The organism is Stenotrophomonas sp. KH_052 (assembly GCF_057838755.1).
Genome location: NZ_CM174475.1, coordinates 4,573,464 through 4,591,294, shown reverse-complemented (window position 1 = coordinate 4,591,294; position 17,831 = coordinate 4,573,464). Strand labels below are relative to the sequence as shown.

The 17,831-nt window shown below is 66.9% G+C and carries 16 protein-coding genes and 1 tRNA gene; 10 read left to right on the top strand and 7 right to left on the bottom strand.

The annotated features are described in order from the left end of the window. Nucleotides 1-51 precede the first annotated feature (51 nt). The 3 genes from AC3ITW_RS21025 to AC3ITW_RS21015 all read left to right on the top strand — a co-directional run bounded on the left by AC3ITW_RS21025 (nt 52) and on the right by AC3ITW_RS21015 (nt 2,439). Nucleotides 52-1,407: a Gfo/Idh/MocA family protein gene (locus AC3ITW_RS21025; protein WP_065723767.1), complete on the top strand. Its 1,356-nt coding sequence runs from the start codon at nt 52-54 to the stop codon at nt 1,405-1,407. A gap of 154 nt (nt 1,408-1,561) precedes the next feature. Next, nucleotides 1,562-1,981, top strand: a complete 420-nt coding sequence (locus AC3ITW_RS21020) for a hypothetical protein (RefSeq protein ID WP_006399919.1) — start codon at nt 1,562-1,564, stop codon at nt 1,979-1,981. Continuing rightward, nucleotides 1,978-2,439, top strand: a complete 462-nt coding sequence (locus tag AC3ITW_RS21015; RefSeq protein WP_006399918.1) for a hypothetical protein — start codon at nt 1,978-1,980, stop codon at nt 2,437-2,439. Before AC3ITW_RS21020 ends, AC3ITW_RS21015 begins: the two co-directional genes overlap by 4 nt. Before the next feature lie 51 nt (nt 2,440-2,490). Here the strand turns inward: AC3ITW_RS21015 and AC3ITW_RS21010 are convergent. After that, nucleotides 2,491-2,567 (bottom strand) — tRNA-Arg (locus AC3ITW_RS21010). 149 nt (nt 2,568-2,716) lie between these two features. Here AC3ITW_RS21010 and ubiA point away from each other — a divergent pair. The 3 genes from ubiA to AC3ITW_RS20995 all read left to right on the top strand — a co-directional run bounded on the left by ubiA (nt 2,717) and on the right by AC3ITW_RS20995 (nt 5,910). Then, nucleotides 2,717-3,610, top strand: a complete 894-nt coding sequence (gene ubiA, locus AC3ITW_RS21005) for a 4-hydroxybenzoate octaprenyltransferase (RefSeq protein WP_006399917.1) — start codon at nt 2,717-2,719, stop codon at nt 3,608-3,610. A 440-nt stretch (nt 3,611-4,050) separates the two neighbouring features. Then, nucleotides 4,051-5,475 carry a short-chain fatty acid transporter gene (locus AC3ITW_RS21000; protein ID WP_012512380.1) on the top strand — a complete coding sequence of 475 codons (1,425 nt, stop codon included), beginning with the start codon at nt 4,051-4,053 and terminating at the stop codon, nt 5,473-5,475. A gap of 273 nt (nt 5,476-5,748) precedes the next feature. Then, nucleotides 5,749-5,910, top strand: a complete 162-nt coding sequence (locus AC3ITW_RS20995; protein WP_167796845.1) for a hypothetical protein — start codon at nt 5,749-5,751, stop codon at nt 5,908-5,910. Between the two features lie 54 nt (nt 5,911-5,964). Here the strand turns inward: AC3ITW_RS20995 and AC3ITW_RS20990 are convergent, their stop codons facing one another. Next, complete coding sequence (locus AC3ITW_RS20990; protein WP_100435402.1) at nt 5,965-6,582, bottom strand: YiiX/YebB-like N1pC/P60 family cysteine hydrolase; 618 nt, start codon at nt 6,580-6,582, stop codon at nt 5,965-5,967. 82 nt (nt 6,583-6,664) lie between these two features. Between AC3ITW_RS20990 and AC3ITW_RS20985 the strand changes: the two genes are divergently transcribed. Beyond that, nucleotides 6,665-7,177, top strand: coding sequence for a hypothetical protein (locus tag AC3ITW_RS20985; RefSeq protein WP_100435401.1), 513 nt, complete (start codon nt 6,665-6,667; stop codon nt 7,175-7,177). Between the two features lie 73 nt (nt 7,178-7,250). Then, nucleotides 7,251-9,098: a M3 family metallopeptidase gene (locus tag AC3ITW_RS20980; protein WP_100435400.1), complete on the top strand. Its 1,848-nt coding sequence runs from the start codon at nt 7,251-7,253 to the stop codon at nt 9,096-9,098. A gap of 23 nt (nt 9,099-9,121) precedes the next feature. Here AC3ITW_RS20980 and AC3ITW_RS20975 read toward each other — a convergent pair whose 3' ends face one another. Beyond that, nucleotides 9,122-9,793 carry a VOC family protein gene (locus AC3ITW_RS20975; protein WP_012512376.1) on the bottom strand — a complete coding sequence of 224 codons (672 nt, stop codon included), beginning with the start codon at nt 9,791-9,793 and terminating at the stop codon, nt 9,122-9,124. Between the two features lie 240 nt (nt 9,794-10,033). Between AC3ITW_RS20975 and AC3ITW_RS20970 the strand changes: the two genes are divergently transcribed. Together AC3ITW_RS20970 and AC3ITW_RS20965 are read left to right on the top strand one after the other, a co-directional pair. Next, nucleotides 10,034-12,436: a TonB-dependent receptor plug domain-containing protein gene (locus AC3ITW_RS20970; RefSeq protein ID WP_100435399.1), complete on the top strand. Its 2,403-nt coding sequence runs from the start codon at nt 10,034-10,036 to the stop codon at nt 12,434-12,436. Continuing rightward, nucleotides 12,436-13,737: an aminotransferase class V-fold PLP-dependent enzyme gene (locus AC3ITW_RS20965; RefSeq protein ID WP_100435398.1), complete on the top strand. Its 1,302-nt coding sequence runs from the start codon at nt 12,436-12,438 to the stop codon at nt 13,735-13,737. The genes AC3ITW_RS20970 and AC3ITW_RS20965 overlap by 1 nt, the downstream gene beginning before the upstream one ends. A 107-nt stretch (nt 13,738-13,844) precedes the next feature. On the opposite strand, the gene AC3ITW_RS20960 is transcribed toward AC3ITW_RS20965, so the two are convergent. From AC3ITW_RS20960 to AC3ITW_RS20945, 4 genes are read right to left on the bottom strand one after another with little or no spacing between them, the layout of a single operon-like run. Then, nucleotides 13,845-15,359: an aminotransferase-like domain-containing protein gene (locus AC3ITW_RS20960; RefSeq protein WP_100435397.1), complete on the bottom strand. Its 1,515-nt coding sequence runs from the start codon at nt 15,357-15,359 to the stop codon at nt 13,845-13,847. Nucleotides 15,360-15,368: 9 nt separating this feature from the next. Next, nucleotides 15,369-15,968 (bottom strand): DUF6436 domain-containing protein, encoded by a 600-nt coding sequence (locus tag AC3ITW_RS20955; RefSeq protein WP_006399841.1) that lies wholly within the window; start codon nt 15,966-15,968, stop codon nt 15,369-15,371. Next, nucleotides 15,968-16,246, bottom strand: coding sequence for a hypothetical protein (locus tag AC3ITW_RS20950; protein WP_005414763.1), 279 nt, complete (start codon nt 16,244-16,246; stop codon nt 15,968-15,970). Before AC3ITW_RS20950 ends, AC3ITW_RS20955 begins: the two co-directional genes overlap by 1 nt. A gap of 55 nt (nt 16,247-16,301) precedes the next feature. Beyond that, nucleotides 16,302-17,717 (bottom strand): aminotransferase-like domain-containing protein, encoded by a 1,416-nt coding sequence (locus AC3ITW_RS20945; protein ID WP_489389900.1) that lies wholly within the window; start codon nt 17,715-17,717, stop codon nt 16,302-16,304. Nucleotides 17,718-17,831 lie beyond the last annotated feature (114 nt).

Genomic DNA, 17,831 nt, shown 5'->3' with positions numbered 1-17,831 from the left:
CCTGGCGTGCCGGCTTCGGTCGGCACGCTGCCAAGAGGAGAGATGTTTGCCATGAAGCGTAGGGAATTCATCGCGGCCAGTGCCGCTGTTGCCGCCAGCAGTCTGCTGCCGCAGACCCCGGCCTGGGCACGCGGGCGCAAGGTGCGCCTGGCCATGATCGGTACCGGCATGCGTGGCCTGGTGCTCCTGAAGGAACTGGTGCGCCGCGACGACGTCGAGGTGGTCGCCGTCTGCGATATCGAGCCGATCATGCTCGGCCGCGCCACCGAAATGGTGGCCAAGGCCGGCAAGCCGGCGCCGAAGACCTATGGCCAGGATCGCGACACCAATGCCTGGAAGCGCCTGCTGGAACAGAAGGGCATTGATGGCGTGATCATCGCCACTCCGTGGGAGTACCACGCGCCGATGGCGATCGCCGCGATGCAGGCCGGCGTGGCGGTGGGCTGTGAAGTAGTGGCCGGCATCACCCTGCAGGACCACTGGGACGTGTTGAAGACCCAGCTCAGCACCGGCACCCCGTACATGCTGCTGGAAAACGTCTGCTACCGCCGCGACGTGATGGCCGCGCTGCAGATGGTGCGCCAGGGCCTGTTCGGTGAGCTGGTGCACCTGCAGGCAGGCTACCAGCACGACCTGCGCGGCGTGAAGTTCAATTCCGGTGACCCGAACCAGCCCTACGACAGCGGCGTGGAGTTCGGTCCCAAGGGCTGGAGCGAAGCCCGCTGGCGCACCGAGCATTCGGTGGAGCGCAATGGTGAGCTCTACCCCAGCCACGGCATCGGCCCGTGCGCGATGTACACCGGCATCAACCGCGGTAATCGCTTCACCCACATCAATGCATTCGCGACCAAGGCGCGCGGCCTGCACGAATACACCGTGGCAAAGAGTGGCGGCACCACCCATCCCAGCACCAAGGTGAAGTTCAAGCTGGGCGACATCGTGACCACCACGCTGGCCTGCGAGAACGGCGAGACCATCCTGCTGCAGCACGACACCTCGCTGCCGCGTCCATATTCCATGGGCTTCCGCGTGCAGGGCACCAAGGGCCTGTGGATGGATGTGAACCATTCGATCCACATCGAAGGCCGCAGCCCGCCGCACCAGTGGGAAGAGTTCAAGAAGTACCAGGACGAGTACGAGCACCCGCTGTGGAAGCAGAATGCCGAGACCGCTGCCAGCGCTGGTCATGGTGGCATGGACTGGTTCGTCATCCACGCCTTCGTGGAAGCATTGAAGGCCAAGGCGCCGATGCCGATCGATATCTACGACGCAGTGACCTGGAGTGCGATCACGCCGCTGAGCGAGCAGTCCATCGCCAACAGCTTCCAGACGCTGGAGTTCCCGGACTTCACCGCTGGCGCGTGGAAGCAGCGCAAGCCGATCTTCGCGTTCGACGGGAAGTATTGATTCGCTCTTGTAGAGTCGAGCCATGCTCGACTGTTTTGAACACAACGCCGGGCCATGCCCGGCGTTGCTGTTTGCGGCGCCCCCTAACAGGCCCATGCTAGGCTCGGCTTCGTGCCCGGCAGTTGATGTCAATCGACAGAGAGGAGCTTGCCTGATGCGCCTGCTGACCTTCACCTGTCCACTTTGCGGCGCTGCCGGGCAGCGATTCCCGCTGCTTTCCGCATCGAGACGGCAGGCGAAGACGGCATGCAGGGGATGTGGCGTGATGCTGCGCTCGGATCCCCGCTTGGGCCTGCACACGCTCTACCTGCTGTATACGCAGATCATCGTGCTGCTGGCTGCATTGCCCATGATCTGGGCCTATGCCTTGGGCCGATGGTTCTGGTTGGCTGTGATCTGGGCCGTGGTGCTGGCGTTGTGCTGGTTCCCCGGCGTAATCAGGCACGCACGAAGTCCGATCATGCGCGCCTGCCGCGATCCGGATTACAGCTACGCGCGCAGGCCGGGTGCTTCCACTACGCGCGCTGCTGCAAACGCTGGGCAGGGTAGCGACGTGCCAGGTGCCAGCCCATGATCCGGCCGATCATTGCCCTCCTGACCGCAAGCCTGGCCGCGTGTGCATCGCACCCAGCCGATGCCGTGCAGTGCCCCGAGGCCACGATCACCTACATCGGCAGTGAAACTGTGGATGCCGTGGTCCTTGGCAGGTTCCAGATCAGTACGGAGGGATCGCAGGCACTACGACTGCCACTGGCCAGCGTGGATCGGCAGGCGCATGCACACGCAGTATCGACCGATATCCGCAACGAACACGGTCTGGCCTGGCGTCCCTTCAGTGTTGTTCTGGAAGAGCTCAAGCCGCCGGCTGCGGACCTGGTGGTTGCACGTGGTGAGATTGAAACCTTCCTGTACGACGGCAAGGGCGCCTTCCTGCCCGGTGCGGTGCAGAAAGGGCAGGAGCTTTCCATCGTCGTGCGCGATCTTCAAGGTTGCGCACATCGCTCGATGCCGTTCGCTCCTGAGCCGCGTTGACGTGGAAGCGCAAGCGAGAGGCCCGGAGTGACGGGTACGAGCAGGGGAAGATGGCGCGCCCGGAGGGATTCGAACCCCCGACCAATGGCTTCGGAAGCCACTACTCTATCCGGCTGAGCTACGGGCGCGTTGTAGAACCGCCGCGCCACCGACCAGTGCCGGAGCGGGCATCGCAGCGCCATGAAGCGGTGCGGGACCGGCATTCTATCCAGTTTCGCCGAACAAATCTCCCCCCATGGGCAAAGCCCTGCCAGAGGGGCAGGAGTATCCTATCGCCATGGCTGATACCCCCCTCACTTCGCCGCAGTCGCCGGCGACGCCGCGTTGGCGGCATTACTGGAGTCTGATGCGCGCTGATCGCCCGATCGGCACGCTGCTGCTGCTGTGGCCCACCTGGTGGGCGTTGTGGCTGGCTGCGGGCGGCATGCCGCCGCTGTGGACGCTGTTCGTGTTCACCGCCGGCGTGTGGCTGACCCGCTCGGCCGGTTGCGTCATCAATGACTACGCCGACCGCTGGCTGGATCCGCACGTGGAGCGCACCAAGGCGCGCCCGCTGGCCACCGGTGCGATCAGTGGCCGCGCTGCGCTGGCGTTGTTCGCCGTGCTGATGCTGGTGGCGTTCGGCCTGGTGCTGACCCTGAACGGGCTGACCATTGGCCTCAGCTTCATCGGTGTGTTCCTGGCCGCCAGCTACCCGTACCTGAAGCGCTACACCCATCTGCCGCAGGTCTACCTGGGCATGTCGTTCGGCTGGGGCATCCCGATGGCGTTCGCCGCCGTGCAGGGCGAGGTGCCGCTGCTGGGCTGGCTGCTGTATGCCGGCAACATCCTGTGGTCCACCGCCTACGACACCTGGTACGCCATGGTCGACCGCGAGGACGACCTGAAGATGGGCTCGCACTCCACCGCGATCCTGTTTGGTGACCTCGACCTGGTCATCCAGGGCGTGTTGTACGCGCTGTTCCTGGCCACCATGGCGCTGGTCGGCGTGCGTGGTGGGCTGGGTGGGTACTACCTGGCCGGCGTGGCCGTCGCCACCGCGCTGGTGGTGTACGAGTTCTGGATCTGCCGCAACCGCGAGCGCGGCCCGTGCTTCAAGGCGTTCCTGCACAACAACTGGGTGGGTGCCGCGCTGTTCGCCGGCATCGCCGTGGACCTCGCGCTGCGCTGAGCCCAGGGTGAGGTAGAGCCGGCCGCTGGCCGGCTGCAGCCGCATGCGGTCCCGAGGTTGCCGGCCAGCGGCCGGCACTACCAGCCTCCGCCACCTACGACGATCCTTGAGTTTGGTAGAGCCGGCCGCTGGCCGGCTGCAGCCGCATGCGGTCCCGAGGTTGCCGGCCAGCGGCCGGCACTACCAGCCTCCGCCACCTACGACGATCCTTGAGTTTGGTAGAGCCGGCCGCTGGCCGGCTGCACCCGCATGCGATCCCGCGGTTGCCGGCCAGCAGCCGGCACTACCAGCCTCCGCCACCTACGACGATCCTTCGCATGCGGTCCCGAGGTTGCCGGCCAGCGGCCGGCACTACCATTCCGCCACCTACGACCAATAGGTGGCTGACAGCCTGCACCTCACCGCCCAGAATCGATCCATCGAACCTGGGAGGGTAGGCGATGGCCTCGACGGCAGCAGTACAGGACGGCTGGATGGCGCGCGCTGCGCTGCGCTCGGCCGCCTGGGCGGAAAAGTGGTTCCCCGATGCGTACGTGTTTGCGGTGCTGGGCGTGGTCATCGTCGCGCTGGCCGCGATGGGCTTCGGCTCGACCCCGCAGGCCACCGCCAGCGCCTTCGGTGATGGCTTCTGGAGCCTGATTCCCTTCACCATGCAGATGGCCTTCGTGGTCATCGGTGGCTATGCCGTGGCCACCGCGCCGGTGGTCGCACGCTTCATCGATTTCCTGGCCCGGGTGCCGCGTACCGGCCGTGGTGCGGTGGTGTACGTGGGCCTGGTCAGCATGCTGGCCTCGCTGCTCAGCTGGGGCTTCTCGCTGGTGTTCGGCGGCCTGCTGGTGCGCGCGCTGGCCCGCCGTACCGAGCTGCGCATGGACTACCGCGCCGCCGGTGCTTCGGCTTATCTCGGTCTGGGTGCGGTGTGGGCGATGGGATTGAGCTCGTCGGCCGCGCAGCTGCAGGCCAACCCGGCCAGCATGCCGCCGGGGCTGGTCGAGATCACCGGCGTCCTGCCGTTCACCGAAACCATTTTCCTGTGGCAGTCGATCGCACTGACCGCGGTGTTGATCCTGGTCTCGCTGTTGATCGCCTGGCTGACCGCGCCGGCGGCCGGCAGTGCGCGCACCGCTGAAGACTTCCCCGGCGCCGCGCAGGCCGAGCCGGAACCACTGCAGCGCCGCACGCGCCCGGGCGAATGGCTGGAATACAGCCCGCTGCTGACCGTGCTGCTCTCACTGCTGGCGTTCGGCTGGCTGTTCAACGAGTTCGCCAACAAGCCGCTGGTCACGGCCATCGCCAACCTCAACACCTACAACTTCCTGTTCATTTCGCTGGGCCTGCTGCTGCACTGGCGGCCGCGCAGCTTCCTCAACGCGGTCGCCAAGGCGGTACCGAGCACCACCGGTGTGCTGATCCAGTTCCCGCTGTACGGGGGTATCGCGATGATTCTCACCCACGCTGCCGGCGGCGATGGACAGACGTTGGCGCACCGGCTGTCGAGCCTGTTCGTGCACGTAGCCAGCACCGATACGTTCGCGCTGGTGATGGGCGTCTACTCGGCGGTGCTGGGCTTCTTCGTGCCCTCCGGTGGCGGCAAGTGGATCATCGAAGCGCCGTACGTGATGCAGGCCGCCAACGAACTGAAGGCACACCTGGGCTGGGCGGTGCAGGTCTACAACGCGGCCGAAGCGCTACCGAACCTGATCAACCCGTTCTGGATGCTGCCATTGCTGGGCGTGCTGGGCCTGAAGGCGCGCGACATCGTCGGCTTCACCTTCATCCAGCTGCTGGTGCACATCCCGCTGGTGCTGGGCCTGCTGTGGCTGCTGGGCATGACCCTGGCCTATGTGCCGCCGGTGATGCCCTGAATGCAGGGCTGGCTTCCCTGCGCGGGTCGGGAAGCCAGCCTCGTTCAGCGCGTGTTTCCGGCTGCGAACGCCATGAATGCGCGCACCGTCGACGATGGCATGAACACATGCCGAACCCGCATGAATCCTTCAGCCGCTTGTGCCACAAGGGCTTCTGCGCGTTCATTCACAGGCGTACACACAGATGTAGCCGCCCACCCACGCGTGATTAACCATTCGCTGCAGACGATGGCCACGTCCACCGCATTCCGCGAGTGGCTTTGGAGATCGGACATGGCACAGCAGAACCAGAACCCGAACCAGAAGCAACAGGGCCAGCAGAACCAGCAGGATCAGCAGCAGGGTCGTGGCCGTGACCAGCAGCAGCAACAGCAGCAGGAACAGCAGAAGCGCAACCAGAACCAGCAGCAGGGCGGCAACGACGAAGAAGAATGACCGCGCCGCGCATGCGGAGTGACCGGTGAAGCCCCGCCTTGCGCGGGGCTTCGCTTATTCGAGCACGCCAATGCGCTGCAACACCGGCGCCGCCGACATGTCGTTCGGATTGCTGCCGGGCTGATCCTGCGGCACCTCCATGCCCATGCCGCGATACAGGTCAATCCAGTGCTGGGAAATCTCCCCGGTCTGCGGGTTGCGGAAGTTCATCGGCTGCAGCGCAAACACGTGGTGCGCACGGAACGCACGTTCGATGAAGTCCGAGCAGTAGTAGCTGTCCTCGTTCAACACATACGACGTGTTGTACGGCTTGCCGAGCATCGTGCGCGCGGTGGCGATTGCATCCTTGATTGCTGCCTGCTGCGGTGCGCGCAGGCGATAGACCACGATCTGCCGCTGCTTTGCTCTCGCGTCCTGGCGGAACTCGGACAGCGATTGCCGCCGCGATCCCTTCTCGTCGGCATGCAATACCTCCCAGTCCTTCGGCGCGGAAGCGACCAGCGCGACATGATCGAAGCTGGGCGCGCCCTGCTTGCCGGTGGCATCGTCGATGGCGGCGCTGAGGCCGCTGTGGCCGGCGGTGACGAACAGCAGATCGCCTTGGCGGACATCGACGGCCATCGCCACCGTCGCGGGCAGCAGCAGGCCGATCAGGAGCAGGAGGCGGTGCATGGGGCATCTCGGACAGGCGGAATGCCGGAATTGTAGGACGCGCGGTAGCATGGGGCGACTGAAACGGATTCAGGATGAGCCCATGCGTCGATATCGCTTCCAGGCACTGCTGGTGCTCGCCGTTGGCGTAGCGTTGGTCGCCTGCAGACCTGCTCCGCAATCGACGCCCACGGAAACCGCACCTGCACGTCCCGCGCCGTCGTCCACGGCGGCAGCGATCCAGCCCGCACCGGTGCCTGCCAGCAGTGAATGCCCGTACCCGGACTTCGATGCGTTCCTGAAGCACTTCGGCAACGAGATCACCCTGCAGGAAAAGGCCACCGCCGATCCGCTGCTGGACAGCTACATCGATGCCGAGGCCGAGCCGGAACCGCGCAAGGTGGAAAGCCGGTTGGCGCGGGCCGATGTCGAGTGGCCGGTGATGCCCGATCCCGCCGCCTTGGCCGGGCAGGGCCGCGAAATGCAGGTCAGCACGCTGGCTGACGGGCAACGCCAGGTGCAGATCCGCACGCCGGACAGCAGCGACCAGCAGACCTATACCTTCGCGCAGTCGCCCTGCTGGCTGCTGGTCAAGCGTGAGGATGAGTCGATCTGAGGCCTGATCCGGCACAGGCACGGCGGGGCAGCGGCTGCTAGGCTCGAGGCCTGGTCCAGGCAGGGAGACGCCGATGCAGGCTTTCAGGAAGCACGCCACCACCACCGTCATCGCCGCTGTATTGGCGATGGCCCCCTTCAGCGGCACCCAGGCACAGTCGGTGCATGCCGACGATCGCGTCTACTTCGCCAACGCCGCGGCTGAACAGACCGCGCGTGATGCGCTGGGCAAGCGCGTCGAGGCCCTGCAGCACGCTTCCACCCTCGCGCCGGTGGAACGCTTCCAGCAGGCCGAGGTATTGGAAGCGCAGTGCCTGCGTCATCTCGCCTACCTGCATCTGCAGTCCGCCCGCAACGCACGTGATCATCGTCCGGCACAGGCGATGGAGCAGGCAATGGGGCTGTGCAGCCGCATCGCCCGCACTGGTCGCGCCGCCCTGCGCGAGGCGCCTGCGGACGCGGCGTGGGCCGTGCCCTACCGTTTCCTGCGCGCGCGTGGGCTGAAGGAGGCTGCCGCTCCGGCCAATGCCGCGCTGGACGAGGCGGTGGATGCGCTGGCCGATCCGGCGTTGGACAGTTTCGCGCGCCTGCGTGGGCAGATCCTGCGAAGTGCCGAGTACCCGCAGATCGAGCGTGATGGTCGGCACTGGGATGCTGGGCGCGACAAGCGGGCACTGTCGCTGCAACCGGATCGCGCATTGCGCGAAGCGGGCTGGAAGGGCTACTGGCAGGGGCTGCAGTCGCGCCGCGAGCCAATGGCCTCGGTGATGTTGGGGCTGGTGCAGGTGAACGACGCCGCCGCACGCCTGCAGGGCGATGGTTCGGCGCCGGCACGTGGCTACCAGCGCATGGGCCTGGACACCGCCGCAGTGGATGCAACGCTGGTAGCGATCGAACATCACGCCGGCGACCGCCGCGCCTATCAGGACATGCTGCTGCACCACGCTGCGCGATCCGGCATCGACGCGCCGCAGATCTGGGACACCACGCTGCCCGATGCCGGCTATACGCCACCGGTGCTGACGCTGGCGCAGCTGCGCGACAACGCCGCCGATGCCATGCAGCATCTGGGGCCTGCGTACGTCGCCGAACTGCGCGCGCTGCTCGATCCGGCCAACCAGCGTATGGATCTGGCCACCGAACGCGGTGACCGCAGCCAGGACGCGTTCTCGGTGAGCGCTCCGGGTGTGCCGGCGATGTTGTTCGTTGGCGTGCGTAGCGGTGATCTGGAAAGCGATGTCGAGATCGCACATGAAGCCGGTCACGCCGTGCATGGTGAATGGATGCAGCGCGGTCATGCGTCGCCGCTGCAGCGCAATGGCAGCCAGTGGCTGACCGAGGCGTTCGCGATCTACAACGAGCTGCGCTTCCGCGACCAGCTTTACCAGCAGGCACAGGATCCGCGTGCCAAAGCTTATTATCTGAAGTCACTGCTGGACGACATGGTGCTGCAGCTGTTCACCTCTTCCGAGGAAGCGCAGCTGGAGCAGTCGATCTATCGCGGCGTTGCCGCAGGCACGTTGGGCACCGCCGATGACCTGGACGCGCTGACCGGGCAGGTGCTGGCGCGCTTCGGCCAGCAACCGGAGCGCTATCCGCAGCTGCGCAACAGTTGGATCGCCAAGCGCCTGATGTATGAAGACCCGAACTATCTGGTGAACTATCTGTATGCGGGGCTGCTGGCGGTGCAGCTGTACGTGCAGGACCAGCGCGACCCCGATGGGTTCCGCCAACGCTATCTCGGCGTGCTGGGCGAAGGCTTCGACCGCGCGCCGCAGGAACAGGTGGCACAGCTGCTGGGCCACGCACCGGATTGGCAGGCCCTGGTGGACGCGGATCTGCAGGTGTTCAACCAGACCGCCGCGCAGCTGCAAGCGCTGCATGCGCAGATCGAGGCGGGGCAGGGCACGCGCATGCAGTAGCGCGTCACGCTTGGCGCGTCGCCTCAGGTCGAGGCAACGCGCCAGCCCAGTGCGTCGTCGCAGAGTTCGCCGATGCCGGCGACATCCCCCACCCGCAGCTGCAGGCCCTGTGCATTGGGCAGGTCCTTCTGTTCGGGGAACCAGCGGCGATCGGCAGCGACCACGATCAGCAGGCCCTCGTCGTCGCCCATCGGCGCGAACTGCGGCGAGGGCGTACTGATCGGTTGCAGGCCGAAACGCTGTTGTGATTGTGCCCGCACGGTGTCGACGTCGTGGCTGGGCAGGCCGACTTCGCTCAGGCAGGTCAGCTCGCTGCCATGGAACGCGCCTTCGCGCGCGCTGGCCGGCAAGCGGCGGCGGCCGATCAGTTCCAGGATCAGGCCGTCGGGACCGGTGAAGTAAACGGACTGCGACTGCCAGCTGCTTTCCAGCGCGAAGTAGTCCAACCCTTCCGGGTTGCGCTGCAGGGGTGTACGTTCGCGCAGCCAGGTCATCGCCTCGCTGAAGCGGTTGTCCGGTACGTTGAAGGCCAGGTGCACGCCACCGACCGGATGATCACCGGCCGGCTGCAGTTCGATCGTGCTCCAGCCGATGTGCACATGATTGCCGACCACGCGCTGCTGCAGTACATCGCGGAAGTAGCTGGCCACGGTACCGACATCGGATACCGGCAGAGTGAGGTGCAGCAGGCGCATGATCGATCCTCCGTGGACGAACCCACTGTAGCGCCGGGCCATGCCCGGCGGCCACTACCGCAGGGACAGGCCAAATCGCCGCAGCGCTGCGTCCACTGCCTGCGCGTGCGCCCTTGCAGCATCAAGCTGTCGTACTGACGTCATGGCTCCTTCACACATCGCGCCGAGACTGCGCGCCTTGTCCAGGCCTGTTGTGTCCGCACAGGTGCTGGCCCTGTCGCGTCCTCCCGGAGCCCTGCCGTGCATCGTTCGAAGCTTTCGCGTTCCATCCTCCTTGCCCTTTCCATGGCCAGCGCAGGAGGCGCGATCGCAGCGGAGGCCGATGCGGTCGATGCCGCGGGCAGCAGCCGTGCGGCGCCCACCCAGCTCGACGCGATGCTGGTCACCGGCACCCGCGCCTCCAACCGCACCCAGTTCGAAACGCTGGCGCCGGTGGACGTGTTCACCAAGGAAGACATCAAGTCCGTCGAGTCGACCGATCTGAAGGACGTGCTGGCGCAGCTGGTGCCGTCGTTCGTGGTGCAGCGCCTGCCGATGGCGGACGGCCAGGTGTTCGTGCGCCCGGCCACGCTGCGTGGCCTGTCGCCGGACCAGACCCTGGTGCTGGTCAACGGTCGTCGCTTCCATCGCAGCGCGCTGCTCGGCAACCGTGGCGCGCAGGCGGCCGATCTGGCACAGATTCCGACCAGTGCGATCAAGCGCATCGAAGTGCTGCGCGATGGTGCCTCGGCGCAGTACGGCTCGGACGCCATCGCCGGCGTCATCAACATCATTCTCGAGGATGGACCCGGTACCGAGATCACCGCCGGCTACTCGCAGTACGCACAGGGCGATGGCACCTCGCGCGATTTCAGTGCGCGCACCGGCTGGTCGCTGGGTGACTACGGCAGCCTGGTGCTGTTCGCCGAATCGTCCAACTCCGACGCCACCTCCCGCACCCGCCAGCGCCCCGATGCCATCGCCTTCCAGGCTGCACATCCGGAGCTGGACGTGCCCAACCCGGTACAGCGCTGGGGCCAGCCGGAGCTGGAAAGCCGCCGCGTCGGCTTCAACGTGAAGGCCAACGCCAACGACACGCTGGAGCTCTATGCCTTCGGCCTGTACAGCCACAGCGATGGTGTCAGCGATTTCAACTGGCGCAACCCGGACACCACCACCGGTGCCTATCGCACCACGGCGATCTTCCCCGGTTGGAACCTGCGTTCGATCTATCCGGTGGGCTTCAGCCCGCAGTACGGCAACGTCCAGAACGACCTGCAGCTGGCCGGTGGCCTGCGTGGCGAGATCACGCCCAAGCTGCGCTGGGATGTCAGCGCCTCATATGGCCGCAACGCCATCGACTACAGCCTGAAGAACTCGATCAACGCCTCGCTCGGCTCGGCCAGCCCGACCGCATTCGATCTCGGCCGCCTGACCCAGACCGAGAAGAACGCCAACGCCGACTTCAACTACGAGTGGGACGTGGGCGCGCTGTCCAAGCCGATCAACGTCGCCTTCGGTGGTGAGTTCCGCCAGGAGACCTACCAGGTGCGCGCGGGTGATCCGGCTTCGTACGCGGTGGGGCCGGGCGCAGCGGCGGGCCTGGAAGCCAACTCCAACGGCGCGCCGGGCTTCTCGGCCAGCCAGGCCGGGCAGTGGAGCCAGCGCAGCAAGGCGGCCTACGTGGATATGGAAATGCCGCTGGGCGAGCGCTGGAGCATCGGCGCGGCCAGCCGCTACGAGGACTTCTCCAGCTTTGGCAGCACGCTGGACGGCAAGCTCTCGGCGCGTTTCGCGATCACCCCGGATCTGGCCCTGCGTGGCACGGTGTCCACCGGCTTCCGTGCGCCGACACCCGCGCAGCTCAACACCACCAGCACCACCCAGGGCCTGGACACGCGTACGCTGCAGATCTTCACCAGTGGCCGCCTGTCGCCGAACGATCCGCTGGCACAGCTGCTGGGCGCCAGGCCGCTGAAGCCGGAGGAATCGCGTACCGCGTCGCTGGGCCTGACCTGGCGCACCGACCTGGGACTGTCCGGTTCGGTGGACGTCTACCAGATCAAGCTCACCGACCGCTTCAGCCAGTCGGCCAGCTTCGCCATTCCGGCTGGTACTCCCAATCCGCTGGGCTATACCTCGGTGAACTACTTCACCAACGACTTCGATACCACCACCACCGGCGTGGACGTGGTCGGCAACTACCTGCGCGATCTTGGCGCCGGCCGCATGACGCTGACCCTGGCCTACAACTACAACCGCACCCGCGTGGACAACGGCAGCACCTCGGTGGCCACCAACGAAACCCAGCGCGTGCTGTTCGAAGACCGCCTGCCCGAGCACAAGGGCAGCTTCACCGGCAGCTGGGATGTGGGCGCGTGGTCGTTGATGGCGCGCATGCGCTACTACGGTGCCTGGACCGACTCCAGCGGCAATGCAGTGGGCGATATCTACCAGCGTTTCGGTGCGATGAGCTTCCTCGACCTGGCCGTGGGCTATCGCATCAATGAGCACCACAGCCTGCGCGTCGGTGCAGACAACGTGCTGGACCGCTATCCGGATGAGGCGGTCTTCCAGGCCAGTCGCGGCCTGGTCTACTCGCGCAACGCGCCGTACGACACCGACGGCGCCAACCTGTACGCGCAGTACCGGCTGAGCTTCTGATGGACCGCACGCGCCGCTCCCTGCTGCGTGCCGGCACCCTGCTGCCGGCCGCAGCCGCATTGTCTTCACTGCCCGCCATGGCCGCCGCGCGTTACGCTGCGCCCATGCAGATTCCCGCAACGACCGTGGCGCCGGACGTGCTGGCCCGCGATGAAGGCTACTGGGCCGCCGTGGCCAGTCACTTCGATATCACCGATGAAGTGAACCACCTGGAGAACGGCTACTGGGGTGCGATGGGCCGCGAGACGCTGGCCAGTTACCAGCGCCACACCGCCGAGGTGAATCGCAGCAACGCCTGGTATGGTCGCCGCGAGTTCCCGGCGCAGTACATGGCGGTGCAGCGGCAGGTGGCCGAGCTGCTGGGCGTGGGCGTTGATGAAATCGCACTGACCCGTGGTGCCACCGAGGCGATGCTGGCGCTGATCGGCGGCTACAACCGCCTGCAGCCCGGCGACCAGGTGCTGTATGCCGACATCGACTACGACAGCATGATCGGCGCGATGCGCTGGCTGCAACAGCGCCGTGGCGTGCAGGTCGAGCGTATCGCGCTACCGGCGGTGCCGGACCACGCGCAGATCCTGCAGGCGTATGAGGACGCATTCGCGCGGTTGCCGCGTCTGAAGCTGGTGCTGCTGACCCAGGTCAGCCATCGCCATGGACTGGTGCTGCCGGTGGCCGAGATCGCCGAACGTGCGCGTGCACGTGGTATCGACGTGATCGTCGATGCGGCGCATGGGTTCGGGCAGATCGACTACGCGGTGCCGCAGCTCAAGGCTGATTTCGTCGGCATCAATCTGCACAAGTGGATCGGTGCGCCGGTCGGCGTCGGCGCGATGTACGTGCGCAAGGGCCGTGTGGCCGATCTTGACCCGTACATGGGGGAGACCGACGACGGCCGCGTGGGCAGCCGCGTGCATACCGGTACGGTCAACTTCGCCGCCTACCTGGCGCTGCCGGAAGCGATTTCCCTGCACCAGCGTATCGGCGTAGCCAACAAGCAGGCGCGCCTGCGTTACCTGCGCGAGCGTTGGACGGTACCGGTGCGGCAGATGGCGCATATCGAAGTGCTGTCTTCACCGGACCCGGCGCTGGCCAGCGCTCTGGCCAGCGTCCGCCTGCGCGGGCGTACCAGCGTGGCCGACAACATCGCGCTGCAGAAGCGCCTGCTGGATGAGCATCGCGTGTTCACCACGCATCGTGACGGTTTGGACTCCGGCGCCTGCGTGCGGGTGACGCCGTCGGTGTTCACCCGGCCGGAGCAGATGGATGCGCTGGTGCAGGCGCTGGCGGCATTGGGGTAGTGCCGGCCGCTGGCCGGCAACCTCATGATCCGTGCATGCCGTTGCCGGCCAGCGGCCGGCACTACCAGGTCCAGCGCACATCCACGCATGGCGTGGATGCATTGCGCCTACCGCTCGATGGCCGGCAACGCATCCGACAGCAACAACCGGTCGATCCTCTGCAGCGCACTTTCCAGCTGCCGACGATCCGTCGCCAGTCCCAGCGACAGCCGCACGCCACTCTGATGCAATACCCCCGGCGGGCAGAATGCCGATGACGGCGCGATCGCCAGCCCCTGCAGCTGTGCGGTACGCACCAGGGTGGCATCGGTCCACGGTGCCGGTATCCGGCACCAGGCATGCAGGCCTTCAGCGCGCTGCAGCAGCGAAGGCGCAAGCAGATATCGCGCCAGTCGCACGCGTTCGCGCGCCTCGGTGCGCACCTGCGCCAGCAGTGACTGCGCCGAACCATCCAGCAGCAGCTGGCTGGCCAGCGCCGAGACCAGCGGATGGCCCATCAACCGCGTTGCCCGCAGTGCAGCCGTCATCGCCTCGGCATGCGCCGCGCTCGGACAACGCACGAAGGCGGTGCGCAGGCCGGGGCTGATCACCTTCGACAGCGTCGCCACGTAGAACACCTGACGCGGTGCAAGGGTTGCCAGCGGTGTCGGCGCATCTTCGGCGAGATGCCAATAAGGATCGTCTTCGATCGCCAGCAGGCCTTCGCTTTCCAGCACACGCGCCAGCGCTTCGCGCCGATGCAGCGGCAGGGTCAGTGCGGTCGGGTTCTGGCAGGTGGGATTGAGATAGACCAGCCGCGCACCGCTTTCGCGTGCCAACCGCGCCAGCGCCTCGGGGCACATGCCGTGCTCGTCGCTGTCCACCGGCAGCAAGCGCCGCCCCAGTGCGGCGGCCGCCTGCAGCAGGCCCGGATAGACCAGCGCATCGCACAGGATCGCGTCGTCGTCGCGGCCCTGGCTGACCAGGATCGCGGCCAGCGCCACCTGGGCGCCTTCGGTCAGCAGCAGGCAGGCGTCGTCCACCCTTCCCAGCATCGGTTGCAGCCAGCGCGCCGCTGCGTGGCGGTCGGTCGGGTTGCCACCGCCCAGGTGATAGGTCATCAGGTTGGGCGCGTTGCTGCGTGCAAGCACGGCGGCGGCACCGCGGCGCAGGGTCTCGGCCAGCGCATCGGCGTCGGGCACTGGCGGTACGTTCATGCTCAGGTCCACCACCTGGTCGAAGCCGGCCTTGGGCGGTGCGATGAAACTGCCCTGCGGACCGCGCGCCTCGATCAGGCCACGCTTGCGTGCTTCATCGAAGGCGCGGGTGACCGTGGTCAGGTCGATACCGAGCTGCTGCGCCAACGCGCGCTGCGAAGGCAGGCGCTGTCCCGGTGCGAGACCACCGCGGCGCACCGTGCGTTCCAGCGAGTTGACGATGCGCAGGTAGATCGGCCCGCTGTGCGCGAGTACGTCCTGCACCCATTCGCGGGCTGCGACATCCGGTCGCGGCATGTACGGAGCATGTCGGGGCGTATCGTTGCTTCCAACGGCGGGAGCCTGTCCATAACCATCGGTCGGTTCGGACAGGTGACCGCCGTTGTTGTTTGCGGCGGCCACGCCGGCCAGCGTCAGTGATGTCATTGCGCGTCCTCAGCGCTTGGCCTGCCAGGGGCAGTAGCAGCCCACGGCAAGCAGTCCTTTCGGGCGCACGGTCTCGCCGCGCACCAGTCTGTCCAGCAGCGGTTCGACGAAGCTGTTGGCCGAGTTGCAGACCATGCCGATGCTGTACGGGCCGGCGTACGCCAGGTGGCCGTGCCGGTCCCAGATGGCCACGGCGGGGCTGGCCGGGATGTGTTCGATGCCATCAATGGTCGGCAGGTTGATCACCTTGTTGCGCAGCGGCTCGGGCAGCTCGCCCTGCGTACCCGGGCGGCGGATCGCATAGAAGTCGATGCCGGCGCGGCGGTACATGCTGATCAGGTAGCTCAGGTGCGCACCGGTCTCGCGATTGCACACGCCGCAGGCCGGGTCCCAGAAATGCACCACGCGGATGCGGCCGGTATCACCGGCCAGGTCGGCCGGCAGGCGCAGCTGCGAGTCGTCGAAGACGATGGCCTGTTCGGTGAAGGTGGACTGCGCGCTGTAGCCGAAGTACTGCCACAGCGCAGCCGCGACGCCGGCCATGAACAGGCAGGCGAGGGCGATCATCGTCGGCAGCAGCCAGCGGCGACGCGGCGCGGCTGCGCCCATCAGGAATCTTCCCGGCCGAACTTGTGCACGTACTGCTTGCGCATCTCGCGGCAGGAATCGGCCTGCGCGCGGCGCTGGATCTCGCTACGCGACGGATCCTCGCTGCGCTGCACGCACTGCTCGATGGCGTGGCGTTCGGCGGCCTGCACGTCCACGGTCTGCGGCTGCAGGCAGACCCAGGCCAGCGCGGCCAGCATCAGCACCACAAAGCCACCGCACCCGGCCATCACCAAGTGGAACTTCAGTTTCTCGGCGCGCATCGATGCACGTCCCTTCATCCATACATTGCATACAAAATACCATCTTGTATGGATGAAGCGCCATGCACCCGGTTCAGACGATGGCGTTGTGCCGGGCCTCGGGGGCTTCGGACAGAATCTCGTTCAGCTTGGCCAGCGCCCCGGCCAGCGCGCCCTGGTCAACCGCGCCACCCAACGACAGGCGGATCGCGTTGCCCGGTGGCGGCTCTTCCACGCTGAAGGCGTCCGAGCTGGCAATGCCCAGCCCCTGCTCCTGTGCGGCCTGGATCAACCGGTACTGGTCCAGCCGCGGCGGCAGTGGCAGCCACACATGCAGGCCGGCGGGATGCGCCTGGGCGCGGGCCGGCAGGTAACGGGCGGCAATGGCCTGGCGCTCGCGCAGCTCCTGCTGGAAGCGCTGCACCATGTCCTGGGCCTGGCCGCTGCGGATCCACTGCGAGGCCACCGCCACCATCGACTGGGTCGGCATCAGCGCGATCGCACGCAGGGCGTCCAGCACCGGTTCCATCGGTTCGCCGGCCGGCACCACCAGGTAGGCGGTGCGCAGGCCCGGTGCCAGGCACTTGGACAGGGTGGAGATGTAGTACACCGGGCAGCCTGCGTCGCGGTGCGCGGCCAGCGGCGGTGCGGCGTCCCCGGCCAGCAACCAGTAGGGATCGTCTTCGATCACGGTCAGATCGTGGCGTTTCGCGACGGCCAGGAGGGCCTGCCGGCGTTGTGCCGACATCGTCGCCGTGGTCGGGTTCTGGATGGTCGGCACCAGGTACAGCAGGCGCGGGCGGCGCAGTTGGCAGGCCTCCTCCAGCGCCTCCGGCAGCATGCCCTCGGCGTCCATCGCCACCGGCACCACGCCCCGTTGCAGCACGCGCGCGGCAGCCAACAGGCCTGGGTAGGTCAGCTGCTCGGCGGCAATCAGCTCGCCCGGCTGGGTGCGGGCCAGGATCAGCGCGCACAGCGCGGTCTGCGCGCCGGGGCAGATCACCACCTGGTCGGCGCCGACCGCGCCCAGCATCGGCGCCAGCCACTGCACCGCGGCGGCGCGGTCCTCGCGGGTGCCGGCGCCGACGTGGTAGCTCATCAATTCGCCCTGGCCCAGCTGCTGGCCGACGTGCTGGAAGCCGGTCTCCATGCCCTGTGCGAACGGCGCGCTGCCCAGCAGCGGCGGGATGTTCATGCTCAGGTCGACCGAGGTGCTGCGGTTGCCGGCCGACAGTGCGATGAAGGTGCCGCCGGCGCCCTGGGCGTCGAGCAGGCCGGCCTGGCGCAGCTCGGCGAAGGCGCGGGTGACCGTGGTCAGGTCCACGCCGACCTGCTGGGCCAGGTCGCGCTGCGGCGGCAGGCGGTCGCCCGGGCGCAGCACGCCGTCATCCACCGCCTCGCGCACCTGCTGGGCAATCTGCAGATACAGCGGACCGGCGCCCTCGCGGAAGGGGCGAACCCAGGTGCGATTGGGGTGTTTCAGGCGGCGGCCGGCGGCAGGTGGCGTCATCGGTCAGTTTTTTCCATACGTGCAGATGCAAAAGTCCATACAATGCTGTATCTTGTATGGGCTTGATTGGAGTGGTTCACCTTTTTGTAGGCGACCTCGTACCCACAGTGTAGC